We start from the raw sequence: 15,659 nt of genomic DNA on the forward strand, positions 1-15,659 counted from the left end.
GTCTCGTCGTACGACGAGACCGACTTCAGGGCCCATCTGCGCGGCGCGCTGATGTGGACGACCCGGCTGGAGCAGGCCGACTGCAAGGCGACCATCAACGCCAACTACGCGGCGGAGCGGCTGACCAAGCCCAACCAGCCGGGGCAGAACGACCAGATCGGCGAGCCGCACGGGCTGGTCACCGCGCCCGACGGCCGGGTGTTCTACATCGGCCGGGGCGGCGCCGACTCCTCGCAGCCCGTGGTCACCGACTGGAACGACCCCGACATCGGCAAGGGCAAGGGCGAGATCCACGTCTACGACCCGAAGACCAAGCAGGTCACCCTGGCCGGTGCGCTGACCGTCTTCGGCAACAAGGGCGGCGGCGACGAACTGGTCAAGGTCGAGGAGGGGCTGCTCGGGATCGAGCTGGACCCGGAGTTCGAGCAGAACGGCTGGGTGTACCTGCACTACACACCGCACGCACAGATCAACCGGGACACGCGGATGGCCGAGCGGCGGGTCTCCCGCTTCACCCTCGACCAGGCCACCAACAAGCTGGACCTGGGCAGCGAGAAGGTGCTGCTGAAGTGGCCGGTGCAGATCCACAGTTGCTGCCACTCGGGCGGCGGGATGGCCTGGGACTCCAAGGGCAACCTGTACATCGCCACGGGTGACAACAACTCCAGTGGCTTCAGCGACGGTTACTCGGGCAACAACCCGCAGCCCAACTACAAGGGCGTCTCCTTCGCCGACGCGCGCCGCACGGCCGGCAACACCAACAACCTCAACGGCAAGATCCTGCGCATCCACCCGGAGCCGGACGGGACGTACACGCTTCCCCAGGGCAACCTCTTCACCGGGAAGGAGACCGACGAGGGCGGCGGCAAGACACGCGGCGAGATCTATGTGATGGGGGTCAGGAACCCCGCCCGTATCTTCGTCGACAAGTCGACCGACGTGCTGTACGCGGGCTGGGTCGGCCCGGACGCGAGCGCGCCGTCGACGACCTGGGGTCCGGCCAAGTACGACACGTTCGCCGCGATCACCAAGGCGAGCAACCGGGGCTGGCCGTACTGCATGGGCAACAAGCAGCCCTACCGGGACCGCAACCTTCCGGATCCGTCCCAGCCGCTCGGCTGGTACGACTGCGACCACCCGAAGAACGAGTCGCCGAACAACGACGGTCTGGTCAACCTGCCGCCGGTCACCGGCAACAACATCTGGTACTCGCCGCAGGGCGGCGCGCCGGACTACCCGCGGGACGCGAACGGCGTCCCGTCGTACAAGCCGGAGGAGGCGACGTACCGGCTGCCCTGGCTGAAGGGCGGCGGGCAGGCCGCGATGAACGGGCCGGTCTACCGCTACGACTCCGGCAGCACGAGCACGACCAAGTGGCCCGCGTACTGGGACGGCAAGTGGTTCGTCGGTGACTTCTACGACGCCGACCAGCCGCGCAACGCGGTGCTCATGGACCCGAAGACGCAAGGCGACGGCGGTCTGCCGGTGCACTCGGAGTCGCTGAAGAAGATCGTGCCGGTCGGCAACGACGGCATCAAGAACCTCATGGACTGGAAGTTCGGTCCGGACGGCGCGCTGTACGTCCTCGACTACGGGCGCGGCTTCTTCACCTCGGACTCCAAGTCGGCCCTGTGGCGGGTCACCTACAAGGGCGGCGGGCCGACCCCGGCCGCCGGTCAGCTGGCGAGGGGGACCGAGTGATCCGGCGACGAAGAATCTGGGCCGCCCTGCTGGCCGCCCTGCTCGTGATGCTCGGTGTGCAGGCGATGCCCGCGGCCGGGCAGACACAGGCGTCGGCCGCCGAACAGGTCCTCACCTGGACGGCCGGCAACGACATCGACAAGTACCTCTCGGCGCCCAAGACGGCGGTCGCCGGCAGCGCGACGATCGTGTTCGAGAACAGTGCGGCCACCGGAAACACCACGGGCATGCCGCACACGCTGACGTTCGTGACCAGTGACCCCGAGTTCAACAACGATGTGCAGCTCAACATCCTGGCCAATCCGAACGACGCCCAGGGCGGCAAGCACACCGCCCAGGTCACGCTCACGCCCGGCCGGTACTTCTACCACTGCACGATCCCCGGCCACGGCCAGATGCAGGGCATCCTGGTGGTCACCGAGGGCACCGGCGAGGACACCACCGCGCCCGAGGCGTCGGCGCAGGTGAGCGGGACGCAGAACGCGCAGGGTGAGTACGTCGGTTCGGCGAGCGTGGCCATCCAGGCCACCGACGAGGGCGGCTCCGGCGTCGAGAGGATCGAGTACGCGCTCGGCGACACGGGCGCCTGGCAGCCGTACACGGCGCCGGTCGTCGTCGACCAGGTGGGCGCCCACAAGGTCCGCTACCGCGCCTTCGACAAGGCGGGGAACGTCTCCGCCGAGAAGAGCACCGCGTTCACGGTGGTGGCGCCGCAGTCGGACGACACGACCGCGCCGGAGACCTCGGCGACGGTGAGCGGCGAGCGCAATCCGGACGGGGCGTACATCGACATGGCGACGGTCACCGTCTCCGCGTCCGACACGGGTTCCGGGGTGAACACGATCGAGTACGCGGTCGGCTCCGGCGCCTGGCAGCCGTACACCGGGCCCGTGATGGTGCACCAGGTGGGCTCGCACACGGTCCGCTACCGCGCCACGGACAAGGCGGGCAACGTGGCGGCCGAGAAGAGCGTGCAGTTCACGGTCGTCGCGGCGCCGCCGCAGGACACCACCCCGCCGGTGACGGGCGTGACCGTGGAGGGCACGAAGAACTCGGCCGGGGCGTACGTGAACAACGCCCGGGTGACCGTCACGGCGACCGACGAGCACGGCTCGGGCGTCGAGAAGATCGAGTACTCGCTGGACGGCGGGCCGTACCTGGCGTACACGGCGCCGGTGGTGGTCGACCGGGCGGGCGCGCACACCGTGGCGTACCGGGCGACCGACAAGGCCGGCAACACCTCGGCGGCGCGTACGGTGACCTTCACGGTCGTCTCCGGGCAGGTCCCGGCGCCTGACTGCCCGGAGTACGACGAGCGGCTGACGGTGATCGTCGGTGACGTCGACTCCGGCGTGCGCAACCGGGTCACCGACAACCGCTGCCGGATCGGCGAGCTGATCGAGGACGAGAAGGAGTGGACGTCCCACGCGCTGTTCCTCAAGCATGTGACGTCCGTCCTCGACGCGCTGCTGAAGGAGGGCGTGATCGACCAGCGCGAGTACACCGCCATCCGCAAGGCCGCCCGCCAGTCCGGCATCGGCAAGCCGGGGCAGACCGAGGGCTACCGGGCGCTCTTCGACGGCAGTGCCGAGTCGCTGGCCAAGTGGCAGCAGGTGGGCGGTGGTTCGTTCGCGCTGAACCCCGACAGGACGATCACCTCCAGCACCACCACGCCCGGCATGGGCATGCTGTGGTTCCCGCAGCGCAAGTACGGCGACTTCTCGCTGAAGCTCCAGTGGCGTGACGACGCTCCCGGCACCGGCAACGCCAACTCGGGTGTCTTCGTGCGCTTCCCGTGGGTCCACGACCATCCGGAGGAGTCCCGCCCGGAGTGGGTCGCCATCAAGTACGGGCACGAGGTGCAGGTGCTCGACCGGCCCGACGGCGACATGTACAAGACGGGCTCGGTCTACGGGTTCGACCGGGTGGGCCTCGCCGGCGCCGGGGTGACGCAGAAGGGCACCTGGAACGACTACGAGATCCGCGTGGTCGGCCAGCACTACTCGGTGTTCCGCAACGGTGTGCTGATCAACGAGTTCGACAACACCGGCGGCCAGGAGTTCACCCCGCCCCGCTCGGACGACCCGGGCACGGACGGGCGGCGGTTCGCCTCCGGCTACATCGGGCTCCAGGTGCACAGCACGACGGATGTGGTGTCGTACCGGGACATCCGGATCAAGGAGTTGTAGGGGGCTGCTTCTCCTTGCGGGCCCTGCTCGGCTGTACCCGCCTCGGTTCCCCCGGCATCTTGGGATACTCGGGCGGGTACGGCAGGTCTCCCAGACCGTGGTCGTGTTCGTCGCGGCGGGCGAGGTCGAGCAGGGCCTCCAGGGAGTAGCGGTGGTCGTCCATGTCCGCGTGCACGTCGCCGAGTTCGGCGAAGCGCGCGGGCATCGTCGCGAGGTCGAAGTCCTGGGGGTGCGCGACCCCCACCTCGTCCCAGCGCAGGGGCGCGGAGACGGGGGCGTGCGGGCGGGGGCGTACGGAGTAGGCGGAGGCGATCGTGCGGTCGCGGGCCGTCTGGTTGTAGTCCACGAAGATGCGCTTGCCCCGCTCCTCCTTCCACCACTTGATGGTGACCTGCTCGGGCATCCGCCGCTCCATCTCCCGGCCGACGGCGATGGCGGCGCGCCGGACCTGGGTGAAGGTCCAGCGGGGTTCGATGGGCACGAAGACGTGCAGCCCCCGGCCGCCGGAGGTCTTGGGGAAGCCGCGCAGTCCGCCGAACTCGTCGAGGACGGCCCGCAGTTCGTGGGCGGCGCGAACGGCGTCCTCGTAGTCGGTGCCGGGCTGCGGGTCGAGGTCGATGCGGAGTTCGTCCGGGCGGTCGACGTCGCCGCGGCGGACCGGCCAGGGGTGGAAGGTGAGCGTGCCGAACTGGGCGGCCCACACCACGGCTCCGACCTCGGTGGGGCACATCTCGTCGGCGCTGCGTCCGCTGGGGAAGGTGATGTGCGCGGTCGGGATCCAGTCGGGCATGTTCTTCGGCGCCCGCTTCTGGAAGAAGTTCTCGCCGTTCACGCCCTCGGGGTAGCGCTCCAGGGTGGTGGGGCGGTCGCGCAGGGCGCGCAGGATGCCGGGGCCGACGGCCAGGTAGTAGCGGGCGAGATCCAGCTTGGTGAAGCCCCGCTCCGGAAAGAACACCTTGTCCGGGCTGGACAGCCGTACGGTCCGGCCGCCCGCCTCCAGCTCCACCGCGTCACCCATGCGAGCCACGGTAGGCGCACCCCGCATACCTCGCACATCGAGCGTGCTCCGGTATATGGGCGCAGAATCGGACCATGGATCTGCCGGTGATGCCCCCTGTCCTGCCGATGCTCGCCAAGTCCGTGGCGACGATCCCCTCGGGCATGCAGTACGAGGCGAAGTGGGACGGGTTCCGGGCGATCGTCTTCCGCGACGGGGACGAGGTCGAGCTCGGCAGCCGTACCGGCAAGCCTCTGACCAGGTATTTCCCCGAGCTGGTGACGGCCGTGCGGGAGCGGTTGCCGGAGCGCTCGGTGGTGGACGGGGAGATCGTGATCGCGCGGGAGGGGCATCTGGACTTCGACGCGCTGACGGAGCGGATCCACCCGGCGGACTCGCGGGTACGGATGCTGGCCGAGCGGACACCGGCCTCGTTCGTCGCCTTCGATCTGCTGGCGCTGGGGGACGAGTCGCTGATGGACACCCCGCTGACCGAGCGGCGGGAGCTGCTGGACCGGGAGCTGTCGGGGGTGACGGCGCCCGTGCATCTGGCTCCGGCGACCACCGACATCGAGGTGGCGCGCAGCTGGTTCGAGCAGTACGAGGGGGCGGGCCTGGACGGGGTCATCGCCAAGCCGCTGACCGTGCGCTACCGGCCGGACGAGCGCGCCATGTTCAAGATCAAGCACGAGCGGACGGCGGACGTGGTCGTCGCCGGGTACCGCCTGCACAAGAGCGGCCCCGTGGTGGGCTCGCTGCTGCTCGGCCTGTACGACGACCGGGGCACCCTCCAGCACGTGGGCGTGTCCGCCGCGTTCCCGATGAAGCGGCGCGCCGAGCTGGTGGAGGAGCTGGAGCCGCTGCGGATGGACGATGTCCGGGGGCATCCGTGGGCGGCCTGGTCCGAGGAGGCCGCGCACGAGAAGGCCCGGCTGCCGGGGGCGCCGAGCCGCTGGTCGGGCCGCAAGGACCTGTCGTGGGTGCCGCTGCGGCCGGAGCGGGTGGCCGAGGTGGCGTACGACCACATGGAGAACGGGCAGCGCTTCCGGCACACCGCCCGGTTCCGCCGCTGGCGCCCGGACCGGACCCCGGAGAGCTGCACGTACGCGCAGCTCCAGGAGCCGGTCCGCTACGACCTGGCGGAGATCCTGGGCGCGTAGAGCGCTCGCAGGCCCGTCAGGGCTGCATCAGCACCTTGACCGCGCCGTCCTGCTTGCGCTGGAACATCTCGTACGCGTGCGGGGCCTGAGACAGCGGCACCCGGTGGGTGGCGAAGTCCTCGACGCCGAGCGGGTCCTCGTCGGTCAGGTACGGGATGATGTCGTCGCTCCAGCGGCGGACGTTGGCCTGGCCCATCCGCATCTGGATCTGCTTGTCGAACAGGGTGAGCATCGGCATCGGGTCGGCCATGCCGCCGTACACGCCGGACAGGGAGATGGTGCCGCCGCGCCGGACCAGGTCGATGGCGGTGTAGAGGGCGGCGAGGCGGTCGATGCTGAAGCGTTCGGCGAACGGGCCGCTCAGCTTGCGGGGCATGACCGCCGTGGCCTGCTGGGCGAGCTTGGCCGCCGCGCTGCCGTGGGCCTCGGTGCCGACCGCGTCGATCACGGCGTCGGGGCCGCGGCCGTCGGTCTCGTCGCGGATCGCCTCGATGAGTTCCTTCTCGTCGTCGAAGGACCTGAGGTCGTACGTCTCCACCCCGCGCGAGCGGGCCCGGCGCAGCCGCTCCGGGACCAGGTCCACGCCGAACACCCGCCCCGCGCCCTTGACCTGGGCGACGCGGCAGGCCATGTCGCCGATGGGGCCGAGGCCGAGCACGGCGATGCTGCCGCCCTGCGGGACATCGGCGTAGGCGACCGCCTGCCAGGCGGTGGGCAGGACGTCGGAGAGGTAGACGAAACGATCGTCGGGCGGGCCTTCCGGCACCTTGATCGGGCCGTACTGCGCCTGCGGGACGCGCAGGTACTCGGCCTGGGCGCCCGGCACCGAGCCGTACAGGCGGGTGTAGCCGAACAGGGCGGCGCCCATGCCCTCGCCGTGCACCTGGGTGGTCTCGCACTGGGTGGGCAGGCCGGTCAGGCACATCCAGCAGTTGCCGCAGGCGATCTGGAACGGCACCACGACCCGGTCTCCGGCCTGGAGGTCCGGGACGCCGGCGCCGACCTCCTCGACGATGCCGATGGGTTCGTGGCCGAGGATGTCCCCGGGGGTCATGAACGGCGTGAGCACTTCGTACAAGTGCAGGTCGGAACCGCACAGTCCGGTGGAGGTGACGCGGATGACCGCGTCCGTCGGTTCCTGGATCTCCGGATCGGGCACGTTCTCCACCCGGACGTCCCGCTTGCCCTGCCAGGTCACAGCCCTCATCGCCTCGCGCTCCCTCCGTCAGCGTGCGCGTCGGTCGGCCGGTCGGTCAGTCGGCGAGGCCCGGGTACCCGGGCCGATCCGCGCTGAACCTTGAGCCGAACGACGGACGAAGCGGAGCCCCTCCCTCAAAATTGATCAGGTATGGCCATCGGTAGACATATAAGTGCACAATCTAGACACATCGAGGACATGGGGGCCGGTGGCGACGGTGGGCAGAGAACGAGGGGCGCGCGGACGGCGCGCCACGACGACAGCGGCGCTGCTGGCCGCCACGGTGACGGCCGCCCTGGCGGCGGGCTGCACCGGCGGGGGCACTCCCGGCGACGACGGACGGGGCACCTCCCGGCAGCCGGAGCAAGGCACATCACCGTCGTCTGCGGCGACCGGCTCCTCCGTGCTCGCCGTCAAGCTCGACAACGCCGCCGCGGCCCGGCCGCACACCGGCGTCGACGCGGCGGACGTGGTGTACGCGGAGCAGGTCGAGGGCGGACTGAGCCGGCTGATGGCGGTGTACGCGACGCGATTGCCGGAGGCGGTCGGCCCGGTGCGCAGCGCCCGCGAGTCGGATCTGGAGCTGCTGCGCCAGTTCGACCGGCCCGTCCTCGCCTTCTCCGGCGCGCAGAAGAAGCTCCTGCCGCTGATCGACAGGGCACCGCTGGAGGCGGAGACCCCGGGCAGCGCCCCCGGCGCCTACTTCCGCGGCTCCGGCAAGCCCGCCCCGCACAACCTCTATCTGCGGCCCGAGCGGATCGTGCCCGAGGTTCCCGGCCAGGCCGCCCTGACCACCGGTTTCCGCTACGGCTCCGCCCCGGCCGGCGGCACGCCGACGGCCTCGCAGACGGTGCGCTACCCGGCGGCCCGTTTCACCTTCACCTGGTCGGACTCCCGGGACCGCTGGCTGGTCGGCATGGACGGCACGCCCGCCACGACGGCCGACGGGAAACGGATGGCGGCCGCGACGGTCGTCGTGCAGTACGTGAAGGTGCGCGAGTCCGCCTTCCGCGACTTCCGCGGCAACAACACGCCGTACACGCAGACGGTGGGCTCGGGAAACGCCAGGGTGCTGCGCGACGGGCGGGCCTACGACGTGCACTGGAAGCGCGAGGACGCCTCGGACGGCACGGCGTTCACCACCGGCGACGGCACACCGGTGAACTTCGCGAAGGGCCAGGTGTGGGTGGTGTACGCCAAGGCGTCCTGACCCGGGGGCCGCGCCCGTCAGCGGGGCGCCACCAGGGACTCCCCCGGGTTGCGCAGCCCCTCGGCCGCGTCCGCGACACGCCGGATGAGGTCGAAGAACACCGTCCGCTCCTCGGCCGACAGCGGGGCGAGGAACACCTGGTTCATCCGGGCGGTGCGCACGGTCAGCTTGCGGTGGGTGCGCTCGCCCTCGTCCGTGAGACGCAGCAGGGAACGGCGGCCGTCCTCGGGGTCGCGGACCTTGTCGAGGAGGCCGCGCCGGCTGAGCCGGCTGATCACCTCGGCGACGGTCGACCGGTCCAGGCCCACCCGCTCCCCCACCGTGCGCTGGTCCAGCCCGGGCTCGTCGACGAGGGTGTTGAGGACCGCGTACTGGGGCGAGGTGATCTCCTCGGAGACCATCGTGTTCCACAGCAGGTAATGCGCCTGCTGGAGCCGCCGGGCCAGGTGCCCGGGGTGGGTGGTGAGGTCCGCCGCCGCCATGTGCACCCCTCGCTCGTGTTCGTCGGTGCACTGAACAATACCCGGCCGCTCAGGGACTGTCTGCCGTCCGCGCAAGGGACCAGGGCTGGATACGCCGAGGTCTTGACGCCCTTCCGTCCCGGTGGCAGCGTGAGAGCAGCTTCGGAGAAATACTCAGTGCCCTGACTAAATGGGGTCGGGTCGCTCGGAAGAGATGGGGCTTCTCGGATGGACAAGGTGGTCGCCACAGCCCTGGAGGCGGTGGCCGACGTCCCGGACGGCGCGTCGCTCGCGGTGGGCGGTTTCGGGCTGAGCGGTGTGCCGAACGTGCTGATCGGGGCGCTGTACGAGCGCGGGGTGGCCGGCCTGTCGGTGGTCTCCAACAACTGCGGGGCGATGGAGACGGGCCTGGCCGTCCTGCTGGCGGCCGGCCGGATCGCCCGGGTGACGGGGTCCTACATCGGCGCCAACAAGGAGTTCGCCCGGCAGTACCTGGCCGGTGAGCTGGAGGTCGAGCTGATCCCGCAGGGCACGCTGGCCGAGCGGCTGCGGGCGGGCGGCGCCGGGATCCCCGCCTTCTACACCCCGGCCGGGGTGGGCACCCAGGTCGCCGAGGGCGGACTGCCGTGGCGCTACGACGGACAGGGCGGGGTCGCGATCGCCTCCCCGGCGAAGGAGGTCCGGGAGTTCGACGGCGCGGAGTACGTGCTGGAGCGGGGCATCCGCACCGACTTCGCCCTGGTCCGGGCCGCGAAGGGCGACCGGCACGGCAACCTCGTCTTCAGCAAGTCCGCCCGGAACTTCAACCCGCTGGCCGCGATGGCAGGACGGGTCACGATCGCCGAGGTGGAGGAGCTGGTGGAGCCCGGCGAGATCGACCCGGACGCGGTGCATCTGCCCGGCATCTTCGTGCGGCGGGTGCTCGCGCTCACTCCCGAGCAGGCGGCGGACAGGAAGATCGAGCAGCGGACGGTGAGGTCCTGATGGCCTGGAGTCGCGAGGAGATGGCCGCGCGGGCGGCACGGGAGCTGAGGGACGGCCAGTACGTCAATCTCGGCATCGGGCTGCCCACCCTCATCCCCAACTACCTCCCCGAGGGCGTCGAGGTCGTCCTCGAATCCGAGAACGGCATCCTGGGCACGGGTCCGTATCCCACGCAGGAACAGGTCGACCCGGACCTGATCAACGCGGGGAAGGAGACGGTGACGGTCCTGCCGGGCGCGTCGTTCTTCGACTCGGCGCTGTCGTTCTCGATGATCCGGGGCGGGCACATCGACGTGGCGGTACTCGGTGCCATGCAGGTGTCCGAGCGGGGCGACCTGGCCAACTGGGCGATCCCCGGCAAGCTGATCACCGGGATCGGCGGGGCGATGGACCTGGTGCACGGCGCCCGTACGGTCGTCGTCGTCATGACGCACACCGCCAAGGACGGCTCACCGAAGATCCTCACCGAGTGCGCCCTGCCGCTGACCGGCAAGGCGTGTGTGAACCGCATCATCACCGACCTCGGCGTCCTGGACGTCACCGACGACGGACTCGTCCTGGTCGAGACCGCGCCGGGCGTGACCGCCGACGAGATCGCCGGCAAGACCGACGCCGAACTGACCGTGCCGGAGGGCGTGAAGTGAAGGACGTCTACATCGTCGACGCGGTCCGCACGCCGATCGGCCGCTACAACGGCGCACTGGCCGGCGTGCGCCCGGACGACCTGGCCGCGCACGCCGTCCGCGAACTCCTGGCTCGCATGCCCCGGTTGGACCCGGCGCGGATCGAGGACGTGTACTTCGGCAACGCCAACGGCGCCGGTGAGGAGAACCGCAACGTCGGCCGGATGGCCGCCCTGCTCGCGGGCCTGCCCACCTCCGTGCCGGGCGTGACCGTCAACCGGCTGTGCGCCTCCGGCCTGGAGGCCGTGATCCAGGCGGCCCGTGCGATCGCCGTCGGCGACGCCTCGATCGCGCTGGCCGGCGGGGTCGAGTCCATGACCCGGGCGCCGTACGTCCTGCCGAAGAGCGACAGGCCCTTCCCGGCCGGGCACACCGAGCTCTACTCGACGACCCTCGGCTGGCGCATGGTCAACCCGCGGATGGAGCCGCAGTGGACGATTCCGCTGGGCGAGTCGGCCGAACTCATCGCCGACAAGCACAAGATCGGCCGGGAGCAGCAGGACGAGTTCGCGCTGGCCTCCCATGTGAAGGCCGCGGATGCCCAGCGGGCCGGGGCGTTCGATGCCGAGCTGGCGCCCGTGGCGATTCCGCAGCGCAAGGGCGACCCGGTGGTCTTCGCCGCCGACGAGTGTGTCCGGCCGGATGCGTCCCTGGCGGCGATGGCCAGGCTGAAGCCGTCGTTCCGTACGGAGGGCGGCACGGTGACGGCGGGCAACGCGTCGCCGCTCAACGACGGTGCGGCGGCGCTGCTGCTGGTCGACGAGGAGGGGTTGAGGGCGACTGGGCGTGAGCCGCTGGCCCGGGTGTCCGCCACCGGTGTCTCCGCGATCGACCCGCACTACTTCGGGCTGGCGCCCGTGGAGGCGGTGAACCGGGCGTTGACCAAGGCGGGCAGGGGGTTCGGCGACCTGTCCGTGCTGGAGCTGAACGAGGCGTTCGCCGCGCAGGTGCTGGGGTGTGTGGCCGAGTGGCCCGAGTTCGATCCCGCGATCCTCAATCCGCAGGGTGGGGCGATCGCGCTGGGGCATCCGCTCGGTGCGTCCGGGGCTCGGCTGGCCGGCACGGTTGCCCATCAGCTGGCCCGGCTTGGCAGTGGCGTTGGTGTCGCCACGCTTTGTATCGGAGTGGGCCAGGGGCTTGCGCTCGTTCTGGAACGGTAGACGCTCGGCTGCGGGCCGGATGTGGCTGGTCGGGCCCGCGCGGCGGAGCCGCATATTGACAACAGCCCCGCGCCCCTTTTGGGGCGAGACCTTAAGGACCTCTAGGACCCCATGACTCTCACTCAGCACGACATCGACCAGGAGATCGCGGCCGAGCGGGCCGCGTACGAGAAGCGGCTCGCCGACGGCGGGCCCGTCGAGCATCAGCCGCGGCGTGACTACGCCCCGTACCGGTCCTCGGTGCTCCGGCATCCCAAGCAGCCGCCGGTCACGATCGACGTCAGCAAGGATCCGGAGCTGGTGGAGCTGGCCTCCCCGGCGTTCGGGGAGCGGGACATCACCGAGATCGACAACGACCTCACCCGGCAGCACGACGGTGAGCCGATCGGTGAGCGCATCACCGTCTCCGGGCGTCTGCTGGACCGTGACGGCCGCCCGGTGCGCGGCCAGCTCGTGGAGATCTGGCAGGCCAACTCGGCGGGCCGGTACGCCCATCAGCGCGAGCAGCACGACGCCCCGCTGGACCCGAACTTCACCGGCGTGGGCCGCACCCTCACCGACAGCGAGGGCCGCTACCACTTCACCACCATCCAGCCGGGCCCCTATCCGTGGCGCCAGCACCTCAACGCCTGGCGGCCGGCGCACATCCACTTCTCGCTCTTCGGCACGGCGTTCACCCAGCGGCTCGTGACGCAGATGTACTTCCCGAGCGACCCGCTGTTCCCCTACGACCCGATCATCCAGTCCGTGACGGACGACGCGGCCCGGCAGCGGCTGGTCGCGACGTACGACCACAGCCTGTCGGTGCCGGAGTTCTCGATGGGCTACCACTGGGACATCGTGCTGGACGGCCCGCACGCCACCTGGATCGAAGAAGGGCGCTGACCTGCCATGACGAAGATCGACACCAGCAGGCCGGAGAGCGTGCTGCCCACCCCGTCGCACACCGTCGGCCCGTTCTACGGCCACGCCCTGCCCTTCCGCGGCGGCGAGGAGATCGCGCCCCTCGGGCATCCGGACACCGTCACCCTGCACGGGTACGTGACCGACGGCGCGGGCGATCCGCTGCCGGACGCCCTGATCGAGCTGTGGGGTGCGGACCCGGACGGCCAAGTGCCGACGGCGGACGGGTCGATGCGCCGCGACCCGGCGTCGGGCGGCTTCCTGGGGCGCAACGGCGTGGAGTTCACGGGCTGGGGACGTATCCAGACCGACGCCAACGGCCACTGGTACGCGCGCACGCTGCGGCCCGGCGCGCGCGGGCGGAGCGCCCCGTACATCAGTGTGTGCGTCTTCGCGCGGGGGCTTCTCGTGCACCTGTACACCCGTATCTACCTGCCCGACGACGAGGCGGTGCTCGCCGCCGATCCGCTGCTGTCCGGGCTGGAGGACGGGCGCCGCGACACGCTGATCGCCGTGGCGGAGGCGGCCGGCACGTACCGTTTCGACATCCGCCTTCAGGGCGAAGGCGAGACGGTCTTCCTGGAGTTCCAGTGACAGCTGCCCACGGTGACACCGGCCTGCTCGCCCCGGGGTGGGCCGACTCGGCGGCGGCGTCCGCCACGAGCGACCACGCCTATCTGCGGGCGCTGCTCGACGCGGAGGCCGCGCTGACCCGGGCCCAGGCGGCGCTGGGGCTGGCCCCCGCCGAGGCGGCGACGGCGGTGACCGAGGCGGCCGACGCCGGCGCCTTCGACGTACGGTCCCTCGCCGAGCGGGCCCGCGCGGGCGGCAACCCCGTCATTCCCCTGGTCGCGGAGCTGACGAAGGCCGTCGGCGAGGAGTACGGCCCCTACGTCCACCGGGGCGCGACCAGCCAGGACATCATGGACACCGCGACGATGCTGGTCGCCGTGCGCACGCTGGACCCGGTGCTCGCCGATCTCGGCCGTACGGAACGGGCGCTGGCGCGGCTGGCCGCCGAGCACCGTGACACCGCGATGCCGGGGCGGACGCTCACCCAGCACGCCGTACCGACGACGTTCGGGCTGAAGGCGGCCGGATGGCGCGCGCTCGTCCTCGACGCGCGGGACCGCATCGCCCGGGTGCGCGAGGGCCTCCCCGCCCAGCTCGGCGGCGCGGCGGGCACCCTGGCGGCCTTCGGGGCGTACGGCGCGAGCGATCCGGCCGCGCTGCCGGCGGCCTACGCACGTGAACTCGGCCTTCGGGCCCCCGATCTGCCCTGGCACACCCTGCGGACACCCGTCGCCGATCTGGCCGGCTGCCTGGCCTTCACGGCGGGCGCGCTCGGCAAGCTCGCCGTGGACGTGCTGACCCTCTCGCGCACCGAGATCGCCGAGGTCGCCGAGGGCAGCGGCGGGGGTTCGTCGGCCATGCCGCACAAGTCCAATCCCGTACGGTCCACCCTCATCGCCTCGGCCGCGCGGCGGGCACCGCAGCTCGCGGCCACGCTGTACGGATCGCTGGCGGCGGAGGACGAGCGGCCGGCCGGGGCCTGGCACGCGGAGTGGGAGCCCCTGCGGGACCTGCTGCGGCTGGCCGGCGGGGCCGCCCGGGACGCCGCCGAACTGGCGGAGGGACTGCGGGTCAGGCCCGAGGCCATGCGCGAACACCTGGATCTCACCGGCGGGTTGATCGTCTCCGAGCGGCTGTCCGCCGAGCTGGCCCCGGTGCTGGGCCGCGCCCGCGCCAAGGAACTCCTCACCCGGCTCGCCGCCGAGGGACGCCCGCCGGCCCAGGCGCCGGAGCTGGCGGACGTCGACCTCGATCCCACCCACTACACCGGCTCCGCCGGAGCCCTCACCGACCGTGCTCTGGAGCGACGTTGACACTTCTCGCCCACCGTGCCGAAGGGTCCCCTTCCGCACCCCCGCTGCTGCTCGGCCCCTCCCTCGGCACGTCGAACGCCCTGTGGGACAAGGTGGCGCCCGAGCTGTCGATCACCCACCGGGTGGTCCGCTGGGACCTGCCGGGACACGGCGGCTCGGCGGCCGGTCTCATCGAGGCGGGCGCGACGGTCGGTGACCTCGCCGACCTGGTGCTGGCGCTCGCCGACTCGCTCGGCATCGAACGGTTCGCGTACGGGGGCGTGTCGCTGGGCGGGGCCGTGGGGCTGCACCTCGCGGTGCACCGTCCGCAGCGGCTGACGTCCCTCGCCGTGATCTGTTCCTCCGCCCACTTCAACGGGGCGAAGCCCTGGCAGGAGCGGGCCGCGCTGGTGCGGCGGGAAGGGCTGGCCGGGCTGGCGGACAGTGCGGACGCGCGGTGGTTCACGGCCGGGTTCACCGTGCCGGAGCTGGTGGAGGACCACCGTCGCGCCGACCCCGAGGCGTACGCCGCCTGCTGTGACGCTCTCGCCGCGTTCGATCTGCGGGACCGGCTGCCCGAGATCGCCCTACCGACGCTGCTGGTCGCCGGACGGAACGACCCGGCGACGCCGCCCGCGCACCTGCGGGAGATCGCGGACGCGGTGCCGGGCGCGACGCTCGTGGAGCTCCCGGGCGCCTCGCACCTGGCGCCCGCGCAGTGCCCGGAGGCGGTGCTGACCGCGCTGCGGGCACACCTCGGCGGGCCCGCCGGCCGCGGGATGGAGGTGCGGCGCGAGGTGCTCGGCGACGCGCACGTCGACCGGGCGCAGGCCCGGCAGACCCCCTTCACGGCGCGCTTCCAGGACTTCATCTCACGCTACGCCTGGGGTGAGATCTGGACCGATCCGACGCTGTCCCGCCGCGAGCGCAGCATGATCACCCTCACCGCGCTGGTCGCGCACGGCCACTACGACGAGCTGGCCATGCATGTCCGGGCGGCCCGCCGCAACGGACTCACACCGGAGGAGATCGGCGCGGTGCTGCTCCAGAGCGCGGTGTACTGCGGGGTGCCGGCGGCGAACTCGGCGTTCGCGACGGCCCAGCGGGTGCTGGCGGAGGAGGACGGCACGGCAGGGTGATCCTGCTGG

Annotated in this window: 14 protein-coding genes; 11 read left to right on the top strand and 3 right to left on the bottom strand. The window is 71.5% G+C overall.

Annotated features, from left to right (window positions below; all coding sequences use genetic code 11):
• Both CCL05_RS07335 and CCL05_RS07340 read left to right on the top strand, forming a co-directional pair.
• Window positions 1–1,701 (top strand): PQQ-dependent sugar dehydrogenase (locus tag CCL05_RS07335; protein WP_086559666.1); only part of this gene is annotated, 1,701 nt, incomplete at its 5' end.
• 47 nt (window positions 1,702–1,748) lie between these two features.
• A complete protein-coding gene (locus CCL05_RS07340; RefSeq protein ID WP_208641407.1) occupies window positions 1,749–3,890 on the top strand; it encodes an OmpL47-type beta-barrel domain-containing protein in 2,142 nt (713 codons plus the stop codon).
• Here the strand turns inward: CCL05_RS07340 and ligD are convergent.
• A complete protein-coding gene (gene ligD / locus CCL05_RS07345; RefSeq protein WP_086559667.1) occupies window positions 3,877–4,908 on the bottom strand; it encodes a non-homologous end-joining DNA ligase in 1,032 nt (343 codons plus the stop codon). The genes CCL05_RS07340 and ligD overlap by 14 nt on opposite strands.
• A 74-nt stretch (window positions 4,909–4,982) precedes the next feature.
• On the opposite strand from ligD, the gene CCL05_RS07350 reads away from it, so the two are divergent.
• Window positions 4,983–6,047 (top strand): ATP-dependent DNA ligase, encoded by a 1,065-nt coding sequence (locus tag CCL05_RS07350; RefSeq protein WP_086559668.1) that lies wholly within the window; start codon window positions 4,983–4,985, stop codon window positions 6,045–6,047.
• A 16-nt stretch (window positions 6,048–6,063) separates the two neighbouring features.
• On the opposite strand, the gene CCL05_RS07355 is transcribed toward CCL05_RS07350, so the two are convergent.
• Window positions 6,064–7,254 carry a zinc-dependent alcohol dehydrogenase gene (locus tag CCL05_RS07355; protein ID WP_086559669.1) on the bottom strand — a complete coding sequence of 397 codons (1,191 nt, stop codon included), beginning with the start codon at window positions 7,252–7,254 and terminating at the stop codon, window positions 6,064–6,066.
• 208 nt (window positions 7,255–7,462) lie between these two features.
• Between CCL05_RS07355 and CCL05_RS07360 the strand changes: the two genes are divergently transcribed.
• Complete coding sequence (locus tag CCL05_RS07360) at window positions 7,463–8,455, top strand: DUF3048 domain-containing protein (RefSeq protein WP_167409523.1); 993 nt, start codon at window positions 7,463–7,465, stop codon at window positions 8,453–8,455.
• Window positions 8,456–8,472: 17 nt separating this feature from the next.
• Here CCL05_RS07360 and CCL05_RS07365 read toward each other — a convergent pair whose 3' ends face one another.
• Window positions 8,473–8,937, bottom strand: coding sequence for a MarR family winged helix-turn-helix transcriptional regulator (locus tag CCL05_RS07365; RefSeq protein WP_086559671.1), 465 nt, complete (start codon window positions 8,935–8,937; stop codon window positions 8,473–8,475).
• Between the two features lie 207 nt (window positions 8,938–9,144).
• On the opposite strand from CCL05_RS07365, the gene CCL05_RS07370 reads away from it, so the two are divergent.
• The 7 genes from CCL05_RS07370 (at window position 9,145) to pcaDC (ending at window position 15,650) form a co-directional block, all read left to right on the top strand.
• Window positions 9,145–9,900 (top strand): CoA transferase subunit A, encoded by a 756-nt coding sequence (locus tag CCL05_RS07370; RefSeq protein WP_086559672.1) that lies wholly within the window; start codon window positions 9,145–9,147, stop codon window positions 9,898–9,900.
• Complete coding sequence (locus CCL05_RS07375) at window positions 9,900–10,544, top strand: CoA transferase subunit B (RefSeq protein WP_086559673.1); 645 nt, start codon at window positions 9,900–9,902, stop codon at window positions 10,542–10,544. The genes CCL05_RS07370 and CCL05_RS07375 overlap by 1 nt, the downstream gene beginning before the upstream one ends.
• Window positions 10,541–11,743 (top strand): thiolase family protein, encoded by a 1,203-nt coding sequence (locus tag CCL05_RS07380; RefSeq protein WP_086559674.1) that lies wholly within the window; start codon window positions 10,541–10,543, stop codon window positions 11,741–11,743. Before CCL05_RS07375 ends, CCL05_RS07380 begins: the two co-directional genes overlap by 4 nt.
• Window positions 11,744–11,854: 111 nt before the next feature.
• Complete coding sequence (gene pcaH / locus CCL05_RS07385; RefSeq protein ID WP_086559675.1) at window positions 11,855–12,628, top strand: protocatechuate 3,4-dioxygenase subunit beta; 774 nt, start codon at window positions 11,855–11,857, stop codon at window positions 12,626–12,628.
• A 6-nt stretch (window positions 12,629–12,634) separates the two neighbouring features.
• Window positions 12,635–13,240 (top strand): protocatechuate 3,4-dioxygenase subunit alpha, encoded by a 606-nt coding sequence (pcaG, locus tag CCL05_RS07390; protein ID WP_086559676.1) that lies wholly within the window; start codon window positions 12,635–12,637, stop codon window positions 13,238–13,240.
• Window positions 13,237–14,532: a 3-carboxy-cis,cis-muconate cycloisomerase gene (pcaB, locus tag CCL05_RS07395; protein ID WP_086559677.1), complete on the top strand. Its 1,296-nt coding sequence runs from the start codon at window positions 13,237–13,239 to the stop codon at window positions 14,530–14,532. The genes pcaG and pcaB overlap by 4 nt, the downstream gene beginning before the upstream one ends.
• Window positions 14,529–15,650 (top strand): bifunctional 3-oxoadipate enol-lactonase/4-carboxymuconolactone decarboxylase PcaDC, encoded by a 1,122-nt coding sequence (gene pcaDC, locus CCL05_RS07400; protein ID WP_086559678.1) that lies wholly within the window; start codon window positions 14,529–14,531, stop codon window positions 15,648–15,650. The genes pcaB and pcaDC overlap by 4 nt, the downstream gene beginning before the upstream one ends.
• Window positions 15,651–15,659 lie beyond the last annotated feature (9 nt).

Origin of the sequence: Streptomyces africanus (assembly GCF_002150735.1) — a bacterium.
In the GTDB taxonomy this organism is placed as follows: domain Bacteria; phylum Actinomycetota; class Actinomycetes; order Streptomycetales; family Streptomycetaceae; genus Streptomyces; species Streptomyces africanus.

Coding starts and splice junctions, on each gene's coding strand:
- CCL05_RS07375 (WP_086559673.1), top strand. CDS start 9,900: ATGGCCTGGAGTCGCGAGGAGATGGCCGCGCGGGCGGCACGGGAGCTG.
- CCL05_RS07350 (WP_086559668.1), top strand. CDS start 4,983: ATGGATCTGCCGGTGATGCCCCCTGTCCTGCCGATGCTCGCCAAGTCC.
- CCL05_RS07340 (WP_208641407.1), top strand. CDS start 1,749: ATGCTCGGTGTGCAGGCGATGCCCGCGGCCGGGCAGACACAGGCGTCG.
- CCL05_RS07355 (WP_086559669.1), bottom strand. CDS start 7,254: ATGAGGGCTGTGACCTGGCAGGGCAAGCGGGACGTCCGGGTGGAGAAC.
- CCL05_RS07370 (WP_086559672.1), top strand. CDS start 9,145: ATGGACAAGGTGGTCGCCACAGCCCTGGAGGCGGTGGCCGACGTCCCG.
- pcaH (WP_086559675.1), top strand. CDS start 11,855: ATGACTCTCACTCAGCACGACATCGACCAGGAGATCGCGGCCGAGCGG.
- ligD (WP_086559667.1), bottom strand. CDS start 4,908: ATGGGTGACGCGGTGGAGCTGGAGGCGGGCGGCCGGACCGTACGGCTG.
- CCL05_RS07365 (WP_086559671.1), bottom strand. CDS start 8,937: ATGGCGGCGGCGGACCTCACCACCCACCCCGGGCACCTGGCCCGGCGG.
- pcaG (WP_086559676.1), top strand. CDS start 12,635: ATGACGAAGATCGACACCAGCAGGCCGGAGAGCGTGCTGCCCACCCCG.